This window comes from Sulfitobacter sp. M85 (assembly GCF_029285915.1).
Lineage (GTDB): Bacteria > Pseudomonadota > Alphaproteobacteria > Rhodobacterales > Rhodobacteraceae > Sulfitobacter > Sulfitobacter faviae.
This window is the reverse complement of sequence record NZ_JABECQ010000005.1, coordinates 310,053-328,331: the sequence shown is the minus strand read 5'-3', so window position 1 is coordinate 328,331 and position 18,279 is coordinate 310,053. Positions and strand designations below refer to the sequence as shown.

At 63.9% G+C, this 18,279-nt stretch carries 18 protein-coding genes; 16 read left to right on the top strand and 2 right to left on the bottom strand.

What is annotated here, in order from left to right:
* The first annotated feature begins 7 nt into the window (after nucleotides 1-7).
* Nucleotides 8-1,090, top strand: a complete 1,083-nt coding sequence (gene mraY / locus HKX24_RS12345; protein WP_168611989.1) for a phospho-N-acetylmuramoyl-pentapeptide-transferase — start codon at nucleotides 8-10, stop codon at nucleotides 1,088-1,090.
* A 4-nt stretch (nucleotides 1,091-1,094) separates the two neighbouring features.
* On the opposite strand, the gene HKX24_RS12340 is transcribed toward mraY, so the two are convergent.
* Nucleotides 1,095-2,021, bottom strand: coding sequence for a glutaminase (locus HKX24_RS12340; RefSeq protein WP_067261778.1), 927 nt, complete (start codon nucleotides 2,019-2,021; stop codon nucleotides 1,095-1,097).
* Nucleotides 2,022-2,095: 74 nt separating this feature from the next.
* Here HKX24_RS12340 and murD point away from each other — a divergent pair, with 74 nt between their 5' ends.
* Nucleotides 2,096-3,496 carry a UDP-N-acetylmuramoyl-L-alanine--D-glutamate ligase gene (murD, locus tag HKX24_RS12335; RefSeq protein WP_271693375.1) on the top strand — a complete coding sequence of 467 codons (1,401 nt, stop codon included), beginning with the start codon at nucleotides 2,096-2,098 and terminating at the stop codon, nucleotides 3,494-3,496.
* A gap of 8 nt (nucleotides 3,497-3,504) precedes the next feature.
* Here murD and HKX24_RS12330 read toward each other — a convergent pair whose 3' ends face one another.
* Nucleotides 3,505-4,680: an NAD(P)/FAD-dependent oxidoreductase gene (locus HKX24_RS12330; protein WP_271693376.1), complete on the bottom strand. Its 1,176-nt coding sequence runs from the start codon at nucleotides 4,678-4,680 to the stop codon at nucleotides 3,505-3,507.
* Between the two features lie 111 nt (nucleotides 4,681-4,791).
* Here HKX24_RS12330 and HKX24_RS12325 point away from each other — a divergent pair, with 111 nt between their 5' ends.
* The 14 genes from HKX24_RS12325 to HKX24_RS12260 all read left to right on the top strand — a co-directional run bounded on the left by HKX24_RS12325 (nucleotide 4,792) and on the right by HKX24_RS12260 (nucleotide 18,257).
* A complete protein-coding gene (locus HKX24_RS12325; protein ID WP_271693377.1) occupies nucleotides 4,792-5,319 on the top strand; it encodes a peroxiredoxin-like family protein in 528 nt (175 codons plus the stop codon).
* A 172-nt stretch (nucleotides 5,320-5,491) separates the two neighbouring features.
* Nucleotides 5,492-6,658: a putative lipid II flippase FtsW gene (gene ftsW, locus HKX24_RS12320; protein WP_067261784.1), complete on the top strand. Its 1,167-nt coding sequence runs from the start codon at nucleotides 5,492-5,494 to the stop codon at nucleotides 6,656-6,658.
* Complete coding sequence (locus tag HKX24_RS12315; RefSeq protein ID WP_271693378.1) at nucleotides 6,658-7,782, top strand: UDP-N-acetylglucosamine--N-acetylmuramyl-(pentapeptide) pyrophosphoryl-undecaprenol N-acetylglucosamine transferase; 1,125 nt, start codon at nucleotides 6,658-6,660, stop codon at nucleotides 7,780-7,782. The genes ftsW and HKX24_RS12315 overlap by 1 nt, the downstream gene beginning before the upstream one ends.
* Nucleotides 7,779-9,197: a UDP-N-acetylmuramate--L-alanine ligase gene (gene murC, locus HKX24_RS12310; RefSeq protein WP_271693379.1), complete on the top strand. Its 1,419-nt coding sequence runs from the start codon at nucleotides 7,779-7,781 to the stop codon at nucleotides 9,195-9,197. Before HKX24_RS12315 ends, murC begins: the two co-directional genes overlap by 4 nt.
* A complete protein-coding gene (locus tag HKX24_RS12305) occupies nucleotides 9,194-9,445 on the top strand; it encodes a DUF2484 family protein (RefSeq protein ID WP_276154034.1) in 252 nt (83 codons plus the stop codon). Before murC ends, HKX24_RS12305 begins: the two co-directional genes overlap by 4 nt.
* Complete coding sequence (locus HKX24_RS12300; protein WP_271693381.1) at nucleotides 9,442-9,708, top strand: DUF2484 family protein; 267 nt, start codon at nucleotides 9,442-9,444, stop codon at nucleotides 9,706-9,708. The genes HKX24_RS12305 and HKX24_RS12300 overlap by 4 nt, the downstream gene beginning before the upstream one ends.
* Nucleotides 9,705-10,004 carry a hypothetical protein gene (locus tag HKX24_RS12295; protein WP_271693382.1) on the top strand — a complete coding sequence of 100 codons (300 nt, stop codon included), beginning with the start codon at nucleotides 9,705-9,707 and terminating at the stop codon, nucleotides 10,002-10,004. The genes HKX24_RS12300 and HKX24_RS12295 overlap by 4 nt, the downstream gene beginning before the upstream one ends.
* Nucleotides 10,005-10,043: 39 nt before the next feature.
* Entirely contained in the window at nucleotides 10,044-10,991 is a 948-nt protein-coding gene (murB, locus tag HKX24_RS12290) for a UDP-N-acetylmuramate dehydrogenase (RefSeq protein ID WP_271693383.1), read from the top strand.
* An 85-nt stretch (nucleotides 10,992-11,076) separates the two neighbouring features.
* Nucleotides 11,077-12,000 (top strand): D-alanine--D-alanine ligase, encoded by a 924-nt coding sequence (locus tag HKX24_RS12285; RefSeq protein WP_271693384.1) that lies wholly within the window; start codon nucleotides 11,077-11,079, stop codon nucleotides 11,998-12,000.
* Entirely contained in the window at nucleotides 11,988-12,869 is an 882-nt protein-coding gene (locus HKX24_RS12280; protein ID WP_271693386.1) for a cell division protein FtsQ/DivIB, read from the top strand. The genes HKX24_RS12285 and HKX24_RS12280 overlap by 13 nt, the downstream gene beginning before the upstream one ends.
* 30 nt (nucleotides 12,870-12,899) lie before the next feature.
* On the top strand, nucleotides 12,900-14,234 hold the full coding sequence (ftsA, locus tag HKX24_RS12275) for a cell division protein FtsA (protein WP_271693387.1): 1,335 nt from the start codon (nucleotides 12,900-12,902) through the stop codon (nucleotides 14,232-14,234).
* Between the two features lie 173 nt (nucleotides 14,235-14,407).
* A complete protein-coding gene (gene ftsZ / locus HKX24_RS12270) occupies nucleotides 14,408-16,018 on the top strand; it encodes a cell division protein FtsZ (RefSeq protein ID WP_067263259.1) in 1,611 nt (536 codons plus the stop codon).
* 207 nt (nucleotides 16,019-16,225) lie between these two features.
* The gene (lpxC, locus tag HKX24_RS12265; RefSeq protein WP_168612003.1) at nucleotides 16,226-17,149 is read left to right on the top strand and encodes a UDP-3-O-acyl-N-acetylglucosamine deacetylase; all 924 of its coding nucleotides are present in this window, start codon (nucleotides 16,226-16,228) and stop codon (nucleotides 17,147-17,149) included.
* A 241-nt stretch (nucleotides 17,150-17,390) separates the two neighbouring features.
* Nucleotides 17,391-18,257 carry an outer membrane protein assembly factor BamD gene (locus HKX24_RS12260; RefSeq protein WP_271693389.1) on the top strand — a complete coding sequence of 289 codons (867 nt, stop codon included), beginning with the start codon at nucleotides 17,391-17,393 and terminating at the stop codon, nucleotides 18,255-18,257.
* The last annotated feature ends 22 nt before the right edge of the window (nucleotides 18,258-18,279 follow it).

Sequence of the window (18,279 nt, the reverse complement as noted above, 5' to 3'; positions counted from 1 at the left end):
GCGATATATGCTCTATTGGTTGACGCTGCTGTCGGATGGCGGCGATTTTTTTAACCTGTTTCGCTATATCACCTTCCGCGCGGGCGGGGCGTTTCTGACGGCATTGGTGTTCGGCTTTATCTTCGGCAAACCGCTGATCGAAGTGCTGCGCAAGCGGCAGGGCAAGGGCCAGCCGATCCGCGATGACGGCCCAGAGGGGCATTTCGCCAAGGCGGGCACGCCCACCATGGGCGGGCTGCTGATCGTGGGGGCCTTGCTGACCTCGACCCTGCTTTGGGCGCGGCTCGACAATCCTTTCGTCTGGCTGGTGCTTTTCGTCACCATGAGTTTCGCCGCCATCGGCTATGCCGACGACCACGCCAAGGTCAGTAAGCAAAACACCGATGGCGTGCCGGGTAAGTTGCGGCTTTTGCTAGGTTTTCTGATCGCGGGCATCGCGGGCTATTGGGCCGCGCAATACCATCCGGCAGAGTTGCAGTACCAGCTTGCGCTGCCGGTGTTCAAAGACACGCTGATCAACCTCGGGGTGCTTTTCGTGCCCTTTGCCATCATCGTGATCGTCGGCTCGGCCAATGCGGTGAACCTGACTGACGGGCTTGATGGTCTGGCCATCATGCCGGTGATGATCGCCGCCGGAGCGCTTGGCGTCATTGCCTATGCCGTGGGCCGGGTCGACTTCACCGACTATCTTGACGTGCATTATGTTCCGGGTACGGGCGAAATCCTGATCTTTACCGCCGGTCTCTTCGGTGGCGGCCTCGGGTTCCTGTGGTACAACGCGCCGCCCGCCGCCGTCTTCATGGGCGACACCGGGTCGCTGGCGCTTGGTGGGGCCTTGGGTGCCATTGCTGTGGCGACGAAACACGAGTTGGTGCTGGCGGTCGTCGGCGGGCTCTTCGTGGTCGAGGCGCTATCGGTGATCGTGCAGGTGCTCTACTTCAAGCGCACCGGCAAGCGCGTCTTTCTGATGGCGCCGATCCACCACCATTACGAGAAAAAGGGCTGGGCCGAGCCGCAGATCGTGATCCGTTTCTGGATCATTTCACTTATCCTCGCCCTGCTGGGTCTGGCGACGCTGAAGGTGCGCTAAGCCCTTAGAAGATCGACCAATCCATGTGACGTGCCAAAAGGGCCAGTGCTTCGGTGCCCTTTTGGCTGTTGCCATAGCGGTTGAGCCCCGGCGACCAGACCGCGATGCTGGCCCGCCCCGGCACGATGGCCAGGATGCCGCCGCCCACACCCGACTTGCCCGGCAGGCCCACGCGATAGGCGAAATCGCCTGAGCCGTCGTAATGCCCGCAGGTCAGCATCAGCGCGTTGAGCCGTCGGATGCGGCTGGGGGCCACCAGCCGCGGCACATCGGGGGCTTCGATCAGGAAGCGGCCCGCCATGGCAAGCTGTTCCACCGTCATCTCCATCGCGCAATGGTGGAAATAGGTGCCGAGCGTGCGTTCCGGCGCGTTGATGAGGTTGCCGTAGCTCGCCAGAAAATGCGCCAGCGCAAAGTTGCGGTGGCCAAAATCGGTCTCCGAGGCGGCGACGGTGTCATTGATGTGGATGTCGTCCGTCCCCGCCGCTTCGCGCACGAAACGCAGGATCTCGGCCAGCGCCTCGCGCGGCTCGCGGTTGCCCAAGACCTCATCCGTCGTCACGATCGCACCCGCGTTGATGAAGGGATTGCGCGGGCGGCCCTGTTCCTGCTCCAACTGCACGATGGAGTTGAAGGCCCGGCCCGAAGGCTCCCGCCCCACGCGGTGCCATAGTTGGTCGCCCGATCGGCCAAGCGCGATGGCCAGCGTAAAGACCTTGGTGATGGACTGGACCGAAAAGGGCACCTGCGTATCGCCCGCCACATGACATTTGCCATCCGCCGTCACCACAGCGATGCCGAACTGCGCCGGGTCCACCTTGGCCAGTTGCGGGATATAGGCCGCCACGTCACCCCAGTGGTCATCCTCGCGCATCATGGCATTGAGGCGCGGCAACACATCGTCAAGGTCAGGTTTGGCGGGGCTGGACATCTTCGGCGGCCTCTGGCTTGTGATGGGCGCATCATGCCCCCATTCTGGGGTCAACGGGTAGCAGGGGATTGCAGATGATTCCAGTACAGGGCTTGGAAGGCGCACGCGTGGCGGTGCTGGGATTGGGCCGCTCGGGCCTGAGTGCGGCGCGCGCGTTGCAAGCGGGCGGGGCCAAGGTCAGCTGCTGGGACGACAACCCCGCCGCACGGGCGCGGGCCGAGCGGGAAGGCTTCGCCTGTGTCGATCTCAACGCCCCCGGTGCCTTGGACAAGATCGCCCGGCTGATCGTCAGCCCCGGCATCCCGCATCTCTACCCCGCGCCGAACCCGGTGGTGGCGGCAGCGCTTGCCGCAGGGGTGCCGGTGGACAATGACATTGGCCTCTTCTTCCAAAGCTTCGCCACGCTGGCATGGGATCACTACGACGTGGCCCCGCGGGTGGTGGCGGTGACCGGCTCGAACGGGAAATCGACGACTTCGGCGCTTATTCACCACATCCTTGAGCATGTCGGGCGGCCTTGCCAATTGGCGGGCAACATTGGGCGCGGTGTGCTGGACCTCGATCCCGCCGTGGATGGGGAGGTCGTGGTGCTGGAGCTTAGCAGCTACCAGACCGAACTGGCGCGCGCGCTGACGCCGGATGTGGCGGTCTTCACCAATCTCAGCCCCGACCATCTGGACCGCCATGCGGGGATGGGGGGCTACTATGCCGCGAAGCGTCGCCTCTTTGCCGAAGGTGGCCCCGACCGCGCGGTGATCGGCGTGGATGAGGCCGAGGGCCGCTTCCTTGCCGGGCAACTCAGCGAGGGGCCGAGCGACGACCGTGTGATCCGCATCAGCGCCGAGACCAAGCTTTCCGGCCCCGGCTGGCATGTCTTTGCCCGCAAAGGGTTCTTGAGCGAATATCGGCGCGGCAAGCAGGTCGGCGCGATCGACCTGCGCGGCATCCAAGGGCTGCCGGGCGCGCATAACCACCAGAACGCCTGCGCCGCCTATGCCGCCTGCCGGGCGCTCGGCCTTGCCCCACGGGTGATCGAGGCGGCGTTTCACAGTTTCGGTGGCCTGCCGCACCGCAGCCAGACCGTGGCCGAGGCGCATGGCGTCCGCTACGTCAATGACAGCAAGGCCACCAATGTCGACAGCGCGGCCAAGGCGCTGGCGGCGTTCAAGAACATCCGCTGGATCTGCGGCGGGCTTGAGAAAGAGGGCGGCCTGAAAGGGTTGGCAGAGGCGCAAGGATCGGTCCGCAAAGCCTATGTGATCGGGCGCGAAGCCGCGCATTTCGCCATGCAACTCACGGCTGAGACCGAAGTCTGCGGCACGATGGAGCAGGCCGTGGCACGGGCGGCGGCAGAGGCCGAAGAGGGCGATGTTGTCCTGCTGGCCCCGGCGGCGGCGAGTTTCGATCAATACGACAGTTTCGAGCGCCGCGGTGAGGATTTCGTGGCGCAGGTGCAGAAGGTGCTGGCGGAGTAGGGCGGTGCCTAGCCCGCAATCGCCCGTGCCGCCGCCATGCCCGAAGACCACGCCCACTGAAAGTTATAGCCGCCGAGCCAACCGGTCACATCCACGGCTTCGCCGATGAAATAGAGCCCCGGCACCTCTCTCGCGGCCATGGTCTTGGACGATAGCCCGTCGGTGTCGACGCCGCCCAGAGTGACCTCTGCCGTGCGATACCCTTCGGTGCTGCCGGGGTGTAGCTGCCAGTTCTCGATGCCTGCGATGAATGCGGAGAGCCGCGCATCCGACCAATCCGCCAGATTGCCCGAAACATCGAACTCTTGCCCCAGATGTTCCACCAGCCGCCCGGGCAGGTGCTGCGCGAGAACGGTGGTAAAGTTCCGCCGCCCCGCGCGTTGCCGCTGGTCGCGCAGCGCGTCCAAAAGGGTGCCTTCGGGGGCGAGGTTCACGGTGATCGGCTCCCCCTCGCACCAGTAGGACGACGCCTGCAAAACGGCGGGCCCAGAAAGGCCGCGGTGGGTGAAGAGCAGCGCCTCGTCAAAGCCCGTATCGCCAGCGGTGACACGGGCAGGGGTGGCGACACCGGCCAGCGGGGCAAAGCGCCCTTCGGCAAAGGTGAAGGGCACCAGCCCGGCCCGCGTTTCGGTGACATTTAGGCCAAACCGCCGCGCGATGTCATAGGCCACCCCGGTTGCGCCCATCTTGGGGATCGACTTGCCCCCAGTGGCGATCACGAGGTTGCGGGCGGTGACTTTCACCGTCTTATCAGGGGTTTGCAGATCAAAGCTGAACTGACCATCGACCTTTGCGAAATTGCTCGCGCTGCTTTTCAACTGCAGTTCGACCCCGGCCTGCTGCATCAAACCGCGCAGCATGGCGATGATCTCTTTCGCGCTGGTGTCGCAGAAAAGCTGGCCGAGGGTTTTCTCATGCCACGCGATGCCATGACGGTCGACCAACTCAATGAAATCCCACTGTGTGTAGCGGGCCAAAGCGGATTTGGCGAAATGCGGGTTCTGGCTGAGAAAGGCCTGCGGTTCGCAATACATATTGGTGAAGTTGCAGCGCCCGCCGCCCGAGATGCGGATCTTCTCGCCCGGGGCTTTGGCATGGTCCACCACCAGCACCCGCCCGCCCGCATGGGCAGCGCACATCATGCCTGCGGCACCGGCTCCGATAATGGCTGTATCGACTTGCATAGGCGCGCTCTGCCTCAATGTGCCGCCCCGGTCAAGAAGACGTGAGACCGGTTGCCGCTTTGCCAAGGCGCCATAGCTGGGGTGCAACGCAACTGACGAAAGGAGCAGAAAATGACCAAACTGACCGCAGAACAGAATTTTCCGAAGATGGACGTGAGCAAGCTCGGCGGCGGCACGCTGACCTTGGGCCAGCCACAAGAGGGGCGCGATTGGCAGTTGGTGGTGGTCTACCGCGGCCTGCACTGCCCGATTTGCAAAAAGTATCTCGCGCAATTGGAAAAGCTGCAAAGCCAGTTCCATGAGATTGGCGTCGATGTGATCGCCGTCTCCGGCGACCCCGAAGAGAAGGCCAAGGCCATGGCCGAGGAAGACAGCCTGACCCTGCCCATCGGCTATGACCTCAGCCTCGACCAGATGGCGGAACTGGGGCTCTACATTTCTGACCCGCGCAGCCCGCAGGAGACCGATCGGCCCTTCGCCGAACCTGCGACCTTCGTCATCAACGACGAAGGCAAGGTGCAGATCATCGACATTTCCAACGCGCCCTTCGCGCGGCCCGAGTTGGAGGGTCTGCTGAACGGCCTCAAATTCGTCCGCGACAAGGGCTACCCGGTGCGCGGCACCCATAAGGCCGCCTGATCGCGCGCGTTGAAGGGGCGAGCTGATCGCCCGGCGGCGGGGCTTGGCAAAGCCCCGCTGACCCCGCCCGCTTTAGCGGGGTGAAATGCACTAGCTTCATATGACAATTCGGGCTATTCTGCCTGGAAGAGACCCCGCAAAGGGGCCGTTGAGGCAGTTAAGGCAGATACCCATGACAGAGATGGTCTATGGCGCGGTCCCGGTGCGGGATGGTGAACCGATCCTTCCAAAATGGTGGCGCACGGTCGACCGTTGGGCTTTGTCCTGCGTGTTGATCCTTTTTGCCGTCGGCATGCTTTTGGGGCTGGCCGCATCCCCGCCCTTGGCCGCGAAGAACGGCTTTGATGCTTTCCACTATGTGCAGCGGCAGGCGTTCTTCGGCGGATTGGCGCTGATCGCGATGTTGCTGACCTCGATGATGTCCCCGGTGCTGGTGCGGCGTCTGGCGGTGTTGGGCTTTGTGGTGGCCTTTGTGGCACTGGCGCTGTTGCCTTTCTTCGGCACCGATTTCGGCAAGGGGGCGACGCGCTGGTATTCGCTGGGCTTCGCCTCGTTCCAGCCCTCTGAATTTCTGAAACCCGGTTTCATGGTCGCCGCCGCATGGATGATGGCCGCCGCGACCGAGATCAACGGACCTCCGGGCAAATCGTGGTCCTTCGCGCTTTGTATCTCCATCGTGCTGATGCTGGCGATGCAGCCCGACTTCGGGCAGGCTTGTCTCGTCCTGTTCGGCTGGGGCGTGATGTATTTCGTCGCCGGCGCGCCGATGGTGCTGCTGGTCGGCATGGCGGGGCTGGTGGTTCTGGCGGGGACCTTCGCCTATTCCAATTCCGAGCACTTCGCGCGGCGGATCGATGGCTTTCTCAGCGTCGATGTCGATCCGACCACCCAGCTTGGCTATGCCACAAACGCCATCCGCGAGGGCGGGCTTTTCGGCGTAGGCGTGGGCGAGGGCGAGGTGAAATGGTCGCTGCCCGATGCGCATACCGACTTCATCATCGCCGTCGCCGCCGAGGAATATGGCCTGATCATGGTCGTCTGCATTATCGCCCTATATACTGTGGTGGTCGTCCGGTCGCTGCTGCGTCTGGTGCGCGAGCGTGACCCCTTCATCCGGCTGGCCGGAACCGGGCTGGCCTGCACATTTGGAGTACAGGCAATGATCAACATGGGTGTGGCAGTGCGGCTTTTGCCTGCCAAGGGCATGACCCTGCCTTTCGTGAGCTACGGCGGCTCTTCGGTGATCGCAAGCGGCATCGCAGTGGGCATGCTGTTGGCCTTTACCCGGACCCGCCCGCAGGGTGAGATCAGCGATATTCTGGGCCGGGGCCGCCGCTGATGGCCGCCCCACTGTTGATCATCGCCGCCGGGGGGACCGGTGGGCATATGTTTCCTGCGCAGGCTTTGGCCGAGGTGATGTTGAAGCGCGGCTGGCGGGTGAAGCTCAGCACCGATGCGCGCGGCGCGCGCTATACCGGCGGCTTTCCCGAAGCGGTCGAGATCACCCAGATCAGCAGCGCCACATTTGCCCGCGGCGGGGTGGTGGCCAAGGCGCTGGTGCCCTTCCGCATCGCCGCCGGTGTGGTCCGCTCGGGCCTCAACATGCTGCGCGACCGGCCATCGGTCGTGGTGGGCTTTGGGGGCTATCCGTCGATCCCGGCGCTCGGTGCTGCTTGGGCGCTGCGCATGCCCCGGATGATCCACGAGCAGAATGGCATTTTGGGCCGCGTGAATGAGATTTTTGCCAAACGGGTTCACGCCGTGGCCTGCGGCATCTGGCCCACCAAGCTACCCGAGGGCGTGCAGGGCTGGCATGTGGGCAATCCGGTCCGCGCCGCCGTTCTGGACCGCGCCGGTGCCGCCTATATCCCGCCGGGTGACTACCCGATGGAGGTATTGGTCATGGGCGGCAGCCAAGGCGCGCGCATCCTTTCGGACGTGGTGCCCCCGGCGCTTGCGGCCATGCCGATGAACATGATCCGCAACATCCGCGTCAGCCATCAGGCCCGCGACGAAGACGGCCAGCGGGTGGCGGACTACTACGCCGAATCCGGCATCAGCGCCGATGTGCGCCCCTTCTTTGACGATGTGCCCCGCCGCATGTCCGAGGCGCAGCTGGTGATCAGCCGCTCCGGTGCCTCCAGCGTGGCCGACCTGTCGGTCATCGGGCGTCCGTCGATCCTGATCCCCTTTGCCGCCGCGGCGGGGGATCACCAAAGCGCCAATGCCCGCGGCTTGGTTGAGGCCGGGGCCGCGATCATGGTGCCCGAACGCAAAGCCAATCCAGATATCATGACCGACCAGATCCTCGCCGTGCTTGAGATGCCCGAAGGGGCAATGCAGATGGCGCGCGCCGCGCTTTCGGTCGGCAAACCCGATGCGGCCGAGACCTTGGCCGATATGGTTGAGCAGCTTGCCGCCCAAGGCACGCTCACCCCCGCAGAAGAGGAACACCCGCAATGAACGCCGCCGCCACCAAACTGCCGACCGATGTCGGCCCGATCCATTTCGTCGGCATCGGCGGCATCGGCATGTCCGGCATCGCCGAAGTGCTTTTGAACCACGGCTACAAGGTGCAGGGCTCGGACCTCAAAACCACCAAAATCACCGTGCGGCTGGCCGAATTGGGCGGGCGCATCTTCGAGGGGCAGGCGGCTGAGAATATCGAAGGCGCGGCGGTGGTCGTGATCTCTTCGGCGATCAAGCCGGGCAATGCTGAGTTAGACGAGGCCCGTCGCCGTGGCTTGCCCGTCGTCCGCCGGGCCGAGATGCTGGCCGAGCTTATGCGGCTTAAGTCCAACATCGCCGTGGCGGGAACGCATGGCAAGACGACGACCACCACGCTGGTCGCAGAACTGCTGGTTGCGGGCGGCATTGACCCCACCGTTGTCAACGGCGGCATCATCCACGCTTACGGCTCCAACGCGCGGATGGGGCAGGGCGACTGGATGGTGGTCGAGGCGGATGAAAGCGATGGCAGCTTTAACCGCTTGCCCGCCACCATCGCCATCGTCACCAATATCGACCCCGAGCATATGGAGCATTGGGGCGACTTCGACACGCTGCGGCAGGGGTTTTTGAACTTCGTCTCAAACATCCCTTTCTACGGGCTGGCGGTCTGTTGCACCGATCACCCGGAGGTGCAGTCGCTTGTGGGCAAGCTCACTGACCGCCGCGTGATGACCTATGGGTTCAACGCGCAGGCCGATGTACGCGCCGTGGGGCTGCACTACAAAGACGGCGTCGCGCATTTTGACGTGCATCTTCAGTCCGAAGACATGGTCATCGAAAACTGCGCCCTGCCGATGCCCGGGGATCACAACGTCTCGAACGCGCTGGCGGCGGTGACCGTGGCGCGGCACCTTGGGATGAAGCTTGAGCAAATCCGCGACGCTTTGGGCAGCTTTGGCGGGGTGAACCGCCGCTTTACCCGCGTGGGCGAGGTGGACGGCGTGACCATCATCGACGACTACGGCCACCACCCGGTCGAGATTGCCGCCGTGCTGAAAGCCGCGCGGCAGGCCAGCGCAGGCCGCGTGATCGCCGTGCACCAGCCGCACCGCTATTCCCGCCTGTCGCATCACTTTGACGAGTTCTGCGCCTGTTTCAACGATGCCGATGTCGTGGGCATCGCCGATGTCTATGCCGCGGGCGAAGAGCCGATCCCCGGTGCCGACCGCGACGGGCTGGTCGCGGGGTTGATCCAGCATGGCCATCGCCATGCCTATGCGGTCGAGGATGCCGAGGCGCTGACGCAACTGGTCCTGCGCGAGGCGCGCCCGGGCGATATGGTGGTCTGCCTCGGGGCGGGTACGATCAGCGGCTGGGCCAATGACCTGCCCGAGGCGCTACGCGCGGCCAAGGGGGCAGCTGCGTGACCCTCGTCTGGCTGTCGATCCTCTGGGTCTTCGCCGCCGTGACCGTGGCCATGCTGCCGCTGCGCTCTCAATACCTGCCGGGGGTGGTTCTGCTGATTGCCGCGCCCTTGCTGATCATCGCCATCGGTGTGACCCAGTCTTGGGCCTATGCGCTTTTGGCGCTGCTGGCGTTCCTGTCGATGTCCCGCAACCCGCTGCGCTATCTCTTGGCGCGGCTGCGGGGCCAAAAGCCGGAGCTGCCGAAATGAGCCTCTCTCTCATCCTCGCCTGCTTCTGGTTCGTGATCGCGAACATCCTTGCCATGACGCCGAGCAAGGATTCCCACTGGCGCAGCGCCTATCTGCTGATCGCCGTGGGCATCCCAATCGTTGGTTTCGTCACCGCGCAGCATGGGCCGTGGCTGGGCCTGCTGGTGCTGGCGGGGGGCTGTTCGGTGCTGCGCTGGCCCGTGGTCTATTTCGCGCGCTGGCTGCGCCGCGGCGCGGGCCGGGTCAAAGGCCCGGCGGAATGACCCTGACGCCGACCCTTGTGGCGCTGCTGTCGGTCTTTGCGGTCTGGATGATCGCCTGTATCTGGACCGGTTTTCGCGCCCGCGTGCTGTGGTTCTTTCTCGTGCTGGCGACAGGCTTTGCCCTCAATGCCACATGGATGGTTTTCGGGCTGGATGCGCGGGTGTTCGAGCCGCATGCGCTTTTGGCGCAGCTTTCCGTCCTATTCTATGCGGTGGGCGGTTTCGGGCTGGGCTGGCTTGCGGGGCGGGTGGCCAAACGCTGGCGCGAGAGCCGCGTCGATCCGCCGTCTTCTTGATGGTTTGCCCCGCCTTATAAATGCGCTAAGTCGGGCGCCATGATTAAGCTCAATATCCCTGACCTGCGCGGCAGGCTGACCCCAAATCGCGCCCTGAGCGACCTGACATGGCTCCGCGTCGGCGGCCCTGCGGATTACCTGTTCCAACCCGCCGATGTGGAGGACCTGTGCCTTTTCATGCGGCGTTTGCCGCAAGGGGTGACGGTTTTCCCCATGGGGGTGGGCAGCAATCTCATCGTGCGCGATGGCGGGCTGCGGGCGGTGGTGATCCGGCTGGGCCGCGGTTTCAACGGGATCGAGGTCGACGGCGATCAGGTGACGGCGGGGGCCGCAGCGCTCGATGCCCATGTGGCACGCAAGGCGGCGGATGCGGGGCTGGATCTGACCTTTCTGCGCACCATTCCCGGCAGCATCGGCGGCGCGTTGCGCATGAATGCGGGCTGTTACGGCAGCTACACGGCGGATCACTTCGTCTCGGCTCAGGCTGTGACCCGCGCGGGCGAGGTGGTGACCCTGACGGCGGATGACCTCAACTTCCGCTACCGGCAGAGCGATCTGTCCCCGGGCGCGGTGCTGATCGGGGCGACCTTTGCGCCGCCCAAAGGCGTGCCGGAGGAGCTGCACGCCCGGATGGAGCAGCAGCTTGCCAAACGGGATGAGAGCCAGCCCACGAAAGACCGCAGTGCCGGCTCCACTTTCCGCAACCCGGCGGGCTTCTCTTCGACCGGGAAGGCGGATGATGTGCATGATCTGAAGGCGTGGAAAGTGATCGACGACGCCGGGATGCGCGGGGCCACCGTAGGCGGCGCGCAGATAAGCCCGAAACACTCAAACTTCCTGATCAACACCGGCGGCGCCACGGCCCATGATCTTGAGACATTGGGCGAAGAGGTGCGAAAAAAGGTTTACGCTTCAAGCGGTATAAGGCTAGAATGGGAAATTAAGCGCGTCGGTGAGAAATTGGGCGATCCGGCGTCGCAAAGCTAAGCCGCGGCGCAGCAGCTAAGCCACGGCAGAAGCAAAGAAAACAACGATAGGGGCCGCAAACGGTCCGAGGCGAAGAGGCACTTTGGTGGGTAAGTCGAGCGGACAGACCCCGACAGTGGCGGTATTGATGGGTGGCCCCTCGGCCGAGCGTGAGGTGTCCCTGTCCAGTGGGCGTGCATGCGCCGCTGCCTTGCGGGAACATGGCGGATATAACGTGATCGAGGTCGAAGCCGATCGCGATCTTGCAGCCGTTCTGACAGATCTCAAACCCTATGCCGTTCTGAATTGTCTGCATGGCCGTTGGGGCGAAGATGGCTGTGTGCAGGGGCTGCTAGAGTGGCTCAAGCTGCCCTACACTCATTCCGGCGTGCTGGCCTCGGCGCTGGCGATGGACAAACAGCGCTCCAAAGACGTGTTCCGCCACGCGGGGCTGCCGGTGTTGGAAAGCGTGATCGCGCCCAAGGCCGATGTGATGGCCGCCCATGTCATGGCGCCGCCCTATGTGGTCAAGCCCAATAACGAAGGCTCTTCGGTCGGGGTGTATCTCGTGGCCGAGGAAAACAACGGCCCGCCGCAATTGTCCGAAGACATGCCCGCCGAGGTAATGGTCGAGACTTTCGCACCGGGGCGTGAGCTGACCACTACCGTGATGGGCGACCGGGCGTTGGCGGTGACGGATATCATCACCACCGGCTGGTATGACTATGACGCGAAATACAAGCCCGGCGGCTCGCGCCACGTGGTGCCCGCCGATCTGCCGCAAGAGATCACCGATCTGTGTTTCGACTATGCCCGCCGCGCCCATGCGGCGCTTGGCTGCAAGGGCATTAGCCGCACCGATTTTCGCTGGGACGAGGCGCGCGGCCCCGAGGGGCTGATCCTGTTGGAGACCAACACCCAGCCCGGCATGACCGCCACTTCGCTCTCGCCCGAGCAGGCCGCGGCCTGCGGCATTTCATTCCCTGAGCTTTGCGCTTGGATGGTGGAGGACGCTACATGCGATCGCTGATCCGCCGCCGCCCGGAAACGGTCAAGGCCGATCCCGCCCCGTCGCGGTGGTCATGGCGGATGCAGCGGTTGATGCTGACACCGGGGTTCCGTTTTGCCCTGCGCGTGGGGCTGCCCTTCACGCTGAGCCTGCTGGCGGGCACGATCTATATGGCGGACGAAGAGCGGCGCGGCACCGTGGTGCAGGCCATCGCCGACGTGCGCGCCAGCATCGAAGAGCGGCCCGAGTTCATGGTCAAACTCATGGCCATCGACGGGGCGAGCGACATGCTCTCGACCGAAATCCGCACCGCGCTGCCGCTGGAATTTCCGCTGTCCTCCTTCGATCTCGACCTGCCGCAGATCCGCGAGAAGATCACCGATATCGACGGGGTGAAACAGGCCAATGTGCGCATCCGCCCCGGCGGCGTGCTGCAGATCGACGTGACCCCCCGCGTTCCCGTGGCCGTTTGGCGCAGCGAAACGGGACTGGCACTGGTGGACAATACCGGTGCCCATGTGGCACGGATCGAGGCGCGGCGCGATCATGCCAATCTGCCGCTGATCGCCGGGGCAGGGGCCGACAAAGCGGTGCCCGAAGCGCTCAAGCTGATCGGAGCCGCGAATGTCTTGGGCGACCGGCTGCGCGGTTTGGTCCGCGTCGGCCAGCGCCGCTGGGACGTGGTGCTGGACCGCGATCAAACGATCATGTTGCCCGAAGAAAACGCGCTGCAAGCGCTGGAACGGGTGATCGCGCTGGAAGGCGCGCAAGAGGTTCTTACGCGGGATGTGGCGCGTGTGGACATGCGGTTGGCGGCAAGACCGACCCTTAGAATGAACGAAGATGCCACCCGCGAATGGTGGCACATCAGGCAGCTTTCCGGCCAGTAAGATGGCCATTGGAATCGGGACAGTAACGAAATGATGGACCTATACGACAGTCAGCGTTCGATGCGGCACATGCGCAAATTGGCGATCCAACGCGGAGTGGTCGCCATTTTGGACGTGGGCAGTTCCAAGATCGCCTGTCTGGTGCTGCGCTTTGATGGGGCGGGGCTTGATGGTGATGGCGGCGATATCGGGTCTTTGGCCGGACAGTCGGGGTTCCGGGTCATCGGGGCGGCGACCACCCGCTCGCGCGGGGTCCGCTTTGGTGAGATTTGCGCCATGGGCGAGACCGAGCGCGCGATCCGCACCGCCCTTCAGGCCGCGCAGAAGATGGCTGGTATCCGCGTCGATCACGTCATCGCCTGTTTCTCGGGCGGGGAGCCGCGCAGCTATGGGCTCGACGCCTCGGTCGAGTTGGAGGGGCAATCGGTCTCGGAGCAAGACGTGGCGCGGGTGCTGGCCGGCTGCGACGTGCCGGAGTATGGCGAGGGCCGTGAGGTGCTGCACGCCCAGCCGGTGAACTTCGCGCTGGATCACCGCAGCGGTCTGGCCGACCCGCGCGGCCAGTTGGGCAACAGCCTGTCGGTGGACATGCATATGCTGACCGTCGACGCCGATACCGTGCAGCATCTGGCCCATTGCATCAAACGCTGTGATCTGGAACTGGCCGGGATCGCCTCCTCCTCCTACGCTTCGGGAATCTCGGCGCTGGTCGAGGATGAGCAGGAGCTCGGTGCCGCCTGTATCGACTTTGGCGGTGGCACCACCGGCCTGTCGATCTTTATCAAGAAACATATGATCTATGCCGATACGGTGCGGATGGGCGGGGATCACGTCACCTCCGACATCTCGATGGGTCTGCAAGTGCCGATGGCCAATGCCGAGCGGATCAAGACCTTCTACGGCGGGGTGCATGCCACCGGCATGGACGACCGCGACATGATCGAGATCGGCGGCGAGACTGGTGATTACGAACACGACCGCCGCACCGCCAGCCGGGCGGAGTTGATCGGCATCATGCGCCCGCGTGTCGAAGAGATCCTCGAAGAGGTCCGCGTTCGGCTGGATGCCGCCGGTTTCGACCACTTGCCAAGCCAACAGATTGTGCTTACCGGGGCGGGCAGTCAGATACCGGGTCTGGATGGGCTGGCCAGCAAGATCCTTGGCCAGCAGGTTCGTCTGGGACGCCCGCTGCGCGTGCATGGGCTGCCGCAGGCCGCGACGGGGCCGGGCTTCGCCTCTGCCGTGGGGCTTGCGCTTTTCGCGGCGCATCCGCAGGACGAATGGTGGGATTTCGACATTCCCGCCGATCGCTACCCGTCCCGCTCGCTCAAACGCGCGGTGAAATGGTTTAGAGACAACTGGTGACCCCAATATCGGGTGAGAAGCCCGAGATAAGGCGGAAACTGGCAAGTTTCTGCCCATATTTAGCGTCAAAACGATGTTTTTTAGGTGACGATGCGGCCCTAGCCCGGTAGGGTCGGGTAAATTTGGTCGAAAAACTCCCGCAGAACGCGGATAACTGGACAGGCGGACAGCACATGACACTCAACCTTTCAATGCCAGGACATGATGATCTGAAACCCCGTATCACCGTCTTCGGTGTTGGCGGGGCAGGCGGCAACGCGGTCAACAACATGATCGAAAAGCAACTTGACGGTGTTGATTTCGTCGTGGCCAACACCGACGCACAGGCGCTGCAGCAGGCACAGGCCGAAAACCGCGTGCAGCTGGGCATCAAAGTGACCGAAGGTCTGGGCGCGGGCGCGCGTGCCTCTGTCGGCGCTGCCGCTGCCGAAGAGAGCATCGAGCAGATCGTCGACCACCTTGCCGGCGCGCATATGTGCTTCATCACCGCCGGCATGGGCGGCGGCACCGGCACCGGTGCGGCCCCGATCATCGCGCAGGCCGCGCGTGAACTGGGCGTGCTGACCGTCGGCGTCGTGACCAAGCCCTTCCAATTCGAAGGCGCCAAGCGCATGCGTCAGGCCGAAGACGGCGTTGAGACGCTGCAAAAGGTCGTCGACACGCTGATCATCATTCCAAACCAGAACCTCTTCCGTCTGGCGAACGAAAAGACCACCTTCACCGAAGCCTTCTCGCTTGCCGATGACGTGCTGTACCAAGGTGTGAAGGGCGTGACCGACCTGATGGTCCGTCCGGGTCTCATCAACCTCGACTTCGCCGATGTCCGCGCCGTGATGGACGAGATGGGCAAGGCGATGATGGGAACAGGCGAGGCCGAGGGCGAAGATCGCGCCATCCAAGCCGCCGAGAAAGCCATCGCCAACCCGCTGCTGGACGAAATCAGCCTGCGCGGTGCCAAGGGCGTGCTCATCAACATCACCGGCGGTCAGGACCTTACCCTGTTCGAACTCGACGAAGCGGCCAACCGCATTCGCGAGGAAGTGGACCCCGAAGCGAACATCATCGTCGGCTCCACGCTGGACGAAAGCCTTGGTGGCCTGATGCGCGTCAGCGTTGTCGCCACCGGCATCGACGCCACCGATGTGAACACCGAAATCCCGGTCCCGCGCCGCTCCATGAGCCAGCCTTTGCGTCAGAACGTATCGGTTGACGATGTGGCGCAGGTGTCCGCCGCGCAGGCGCCGGTCGCTGCCTCCGTGGCTGCCGAAGCGCCGCAGGAAGTTGAGCAGGCTGCCCTGTTCCAAGACCTTCAGCCGACACAGCGTGAGCAGGACCAGTATGAGGACGAGAACGTTGTCGAAGACGACGACGGTCTGCCCGCACCGGCCTACCAGCCTGAGGTCGCCGCATTCGAGCCACGTCAGGAAGAGAACATCGAAGCCGAGCCCGAAGCCTTCGTCGCCCCGCGCGCGCCGACCCCCGGTACACCGTCCCCCGAAGCGCTGGCCCGCCTGCGCGCCGCCGCACAGAAGGCCGCGCCCGAGCAGCACCGTCAGGCCCAGCAGCAGCAGGGTGAGCAGGGCGACAAGGGCCGTTTCGGCATCAACTCCCTGATCAACCGGATGACCGGCCACGCCGAAGGCGAGGCGCAAGCCCGCCCCGCGCGTCAGCAGCCGCCGGTGCAAACCCGCGCCTCTGCCGCCGCGCCGCAGCCGCAGGAAAACAACGATCCCGATCAAGAACGCATCGAAATCCCCGCGTTCTTGCGCCGTCAGGCCAACTGAACTGATCACGATAGATGACGAAAGGGCTGCCTTAGGGCGGCCCTTTTTCTTTTTAGAACAACGCCTTGCCTCCGGGTAAGCGCAGCCGCGCTCAAATGTTGCAGTGATGTTTCAGACCGTTGCAAAGATTGAGTTGAGCAAAACGAACCCGCCCCTTAATCCAGAGTTCAACACACAAGAAGATGTTCGAAGCTTGAGGATGACCCGGTGCAGACAACGATCAAATCAGCGGTAAGTTTTACTGGCACAGGCCTGCACTCCGGTCTGCCTGCGACGGTGACACTGCGCCCGGCGTCGGCCCATCACGGCATCTGGTTCTCGCGCAGCGATGTGGCGGTCGGTGACCGTCTGATCCCCGCCCGCTGGGACGCGGTGAACCGCTCGCCGCTCTGCACCAAGCTGGAAAACCCCACCGGCCTGTCGATCTCGACCGTCGAGCATCTGATGGCCGCCGTGGCGGGCTGCGGCATCCACAACCTTTTGATTGAGATCGACGGCCCCGAAGTGCCGATCCTCGATGGTTCCTCCGTGCCTTTCGTGCGCGGCATCATGCAGCGCGGTCTGCGCCAGCTTGCAGCCCCCGTGATGGCCTTCGAAGTGCTGAAAACCATCACCGTGCAGGATGGCGACGCGGTCGCGACGATCTCGCCCGCCGATACGCTGCGCATCGACTTTGAGATCGACTTTGCCGATGCCGCCATCGGCCAGCAGCGCAAGTCGCTGGTGATGAACAACGGCTCTTTCGCGCGCGAACTCTGCGACAGCCGCACCTTCTGCCGTCAGGCAGATGTCGAGGCGATGCAGGCCAATGGTCTGGCGCTTGGTGGCGAAGCGGGTGAGAACGCGGTGGTTTTCGACGGCGATGCCGTGGTCAGCCCCGGCGGCCTGCGCCACGCGGATGAGCCTGTGCGCCACAAGATGCTCGATGCGCTCGGCGATCTGGCGTTGGCCGGGGCACCGCTCTTGGGCCATTACGAAGGCAAACGCGCGGGCCATTCGCTGACCAACACGCTGCTGCGCGCGCTCTTTGCCACGCCGGACGCCGTGCGTCTGGTGGCCTGCGATGCGGCGCAAACGGCGCGGCTGCCCGGCTCCGGTCTGATTTGGGACGAAATCCCGCAGGTTGCCTGATCCCGGGGCAGGGGAGCAGTACCGCAAAGCGCAGGGCGCTTAGGCGGCGAAGTGCCATTGAACGCCCTGCCAATGCCTTGTATTCACTAAGCCGAAGTGACAAGCCTGACCCAGCGATGCGCCACCGCGCAGCCGCCTGCGGACGGGGGCGGAATGGGCGTTTTGCAACGCAGTTTATTGTGCTAGTCACATGCGCAAGAGGGTCAAAGACCATGGGTTGGACGATGCAAGGGGTGCGGGCATGACGGTAGCGGGATCGCGCAAGCGGACGATCAGTGCGGTGCTTCTGGTCGCGACATTGGCAGCCTGCGGCGGTGGTGACGGACGCTCTGACGGGAACTTCTTCAACCCGCAGGAAATCCCGCTTGAAACCTATTCGGCCGAGCAGATTTTCGAGCGCGGCGAATATGAGCTGACCAACAACAACCCCGGCGAAGCGGCATTCTATTTCGCCGAGATCGAGCGTCTCTATCCCTATTCCGAATGGGCCAAACGCGCCCTGATCATGCAGGCTTTCGCCTATCACAAGGATCAGGACTATCCCAACAGCCGCTCCGCCGCGCAGCGGTTCATTGATTTCTACCCCGCCGATGACGATGCCGCCTATGCGCAGTACCTCTTGGCGCTGAGCTATTACGATCAGATCGACGAAGTGGGCCGCGATCAGGGGCTGACCTTCCAAGCGTTGCAATCCCTGCGCGCCGTGATCGAAGGCTACCCGGACAGCGAATATGCCCGTTCCGCGATCCTGAAATTTGATCTCGCCTTCGACCATCTGGCGGGCAAGGAGATGGAGATCGGCCGTTACTATCTGCGCCGCGATCACTACACCGCCGCGATCAACCGCTTCCGCGTGGTGGTCGAGGATTTCCAGACAACGACACACACTGCCGAAGCGCTGCACCGTCTCGTGGAATCCTATCTCTCGCTGGGTCTGAACCATGAGGCGCAGACGGCGGGGGCCATCCTCGGCCACAACTACCGTGGCTCTGAATGGTATGAGGACAGCTACAAACTGCTGACCGGGCGCGGCCTTGAGCCTGCCTTCTACAAAGACAATTGGCTGGGTGCAGCCTATCGCCAGACCATCAAGGGCGAGTGGCTTTAAGGGGGGTGGGATCGCCCACCCG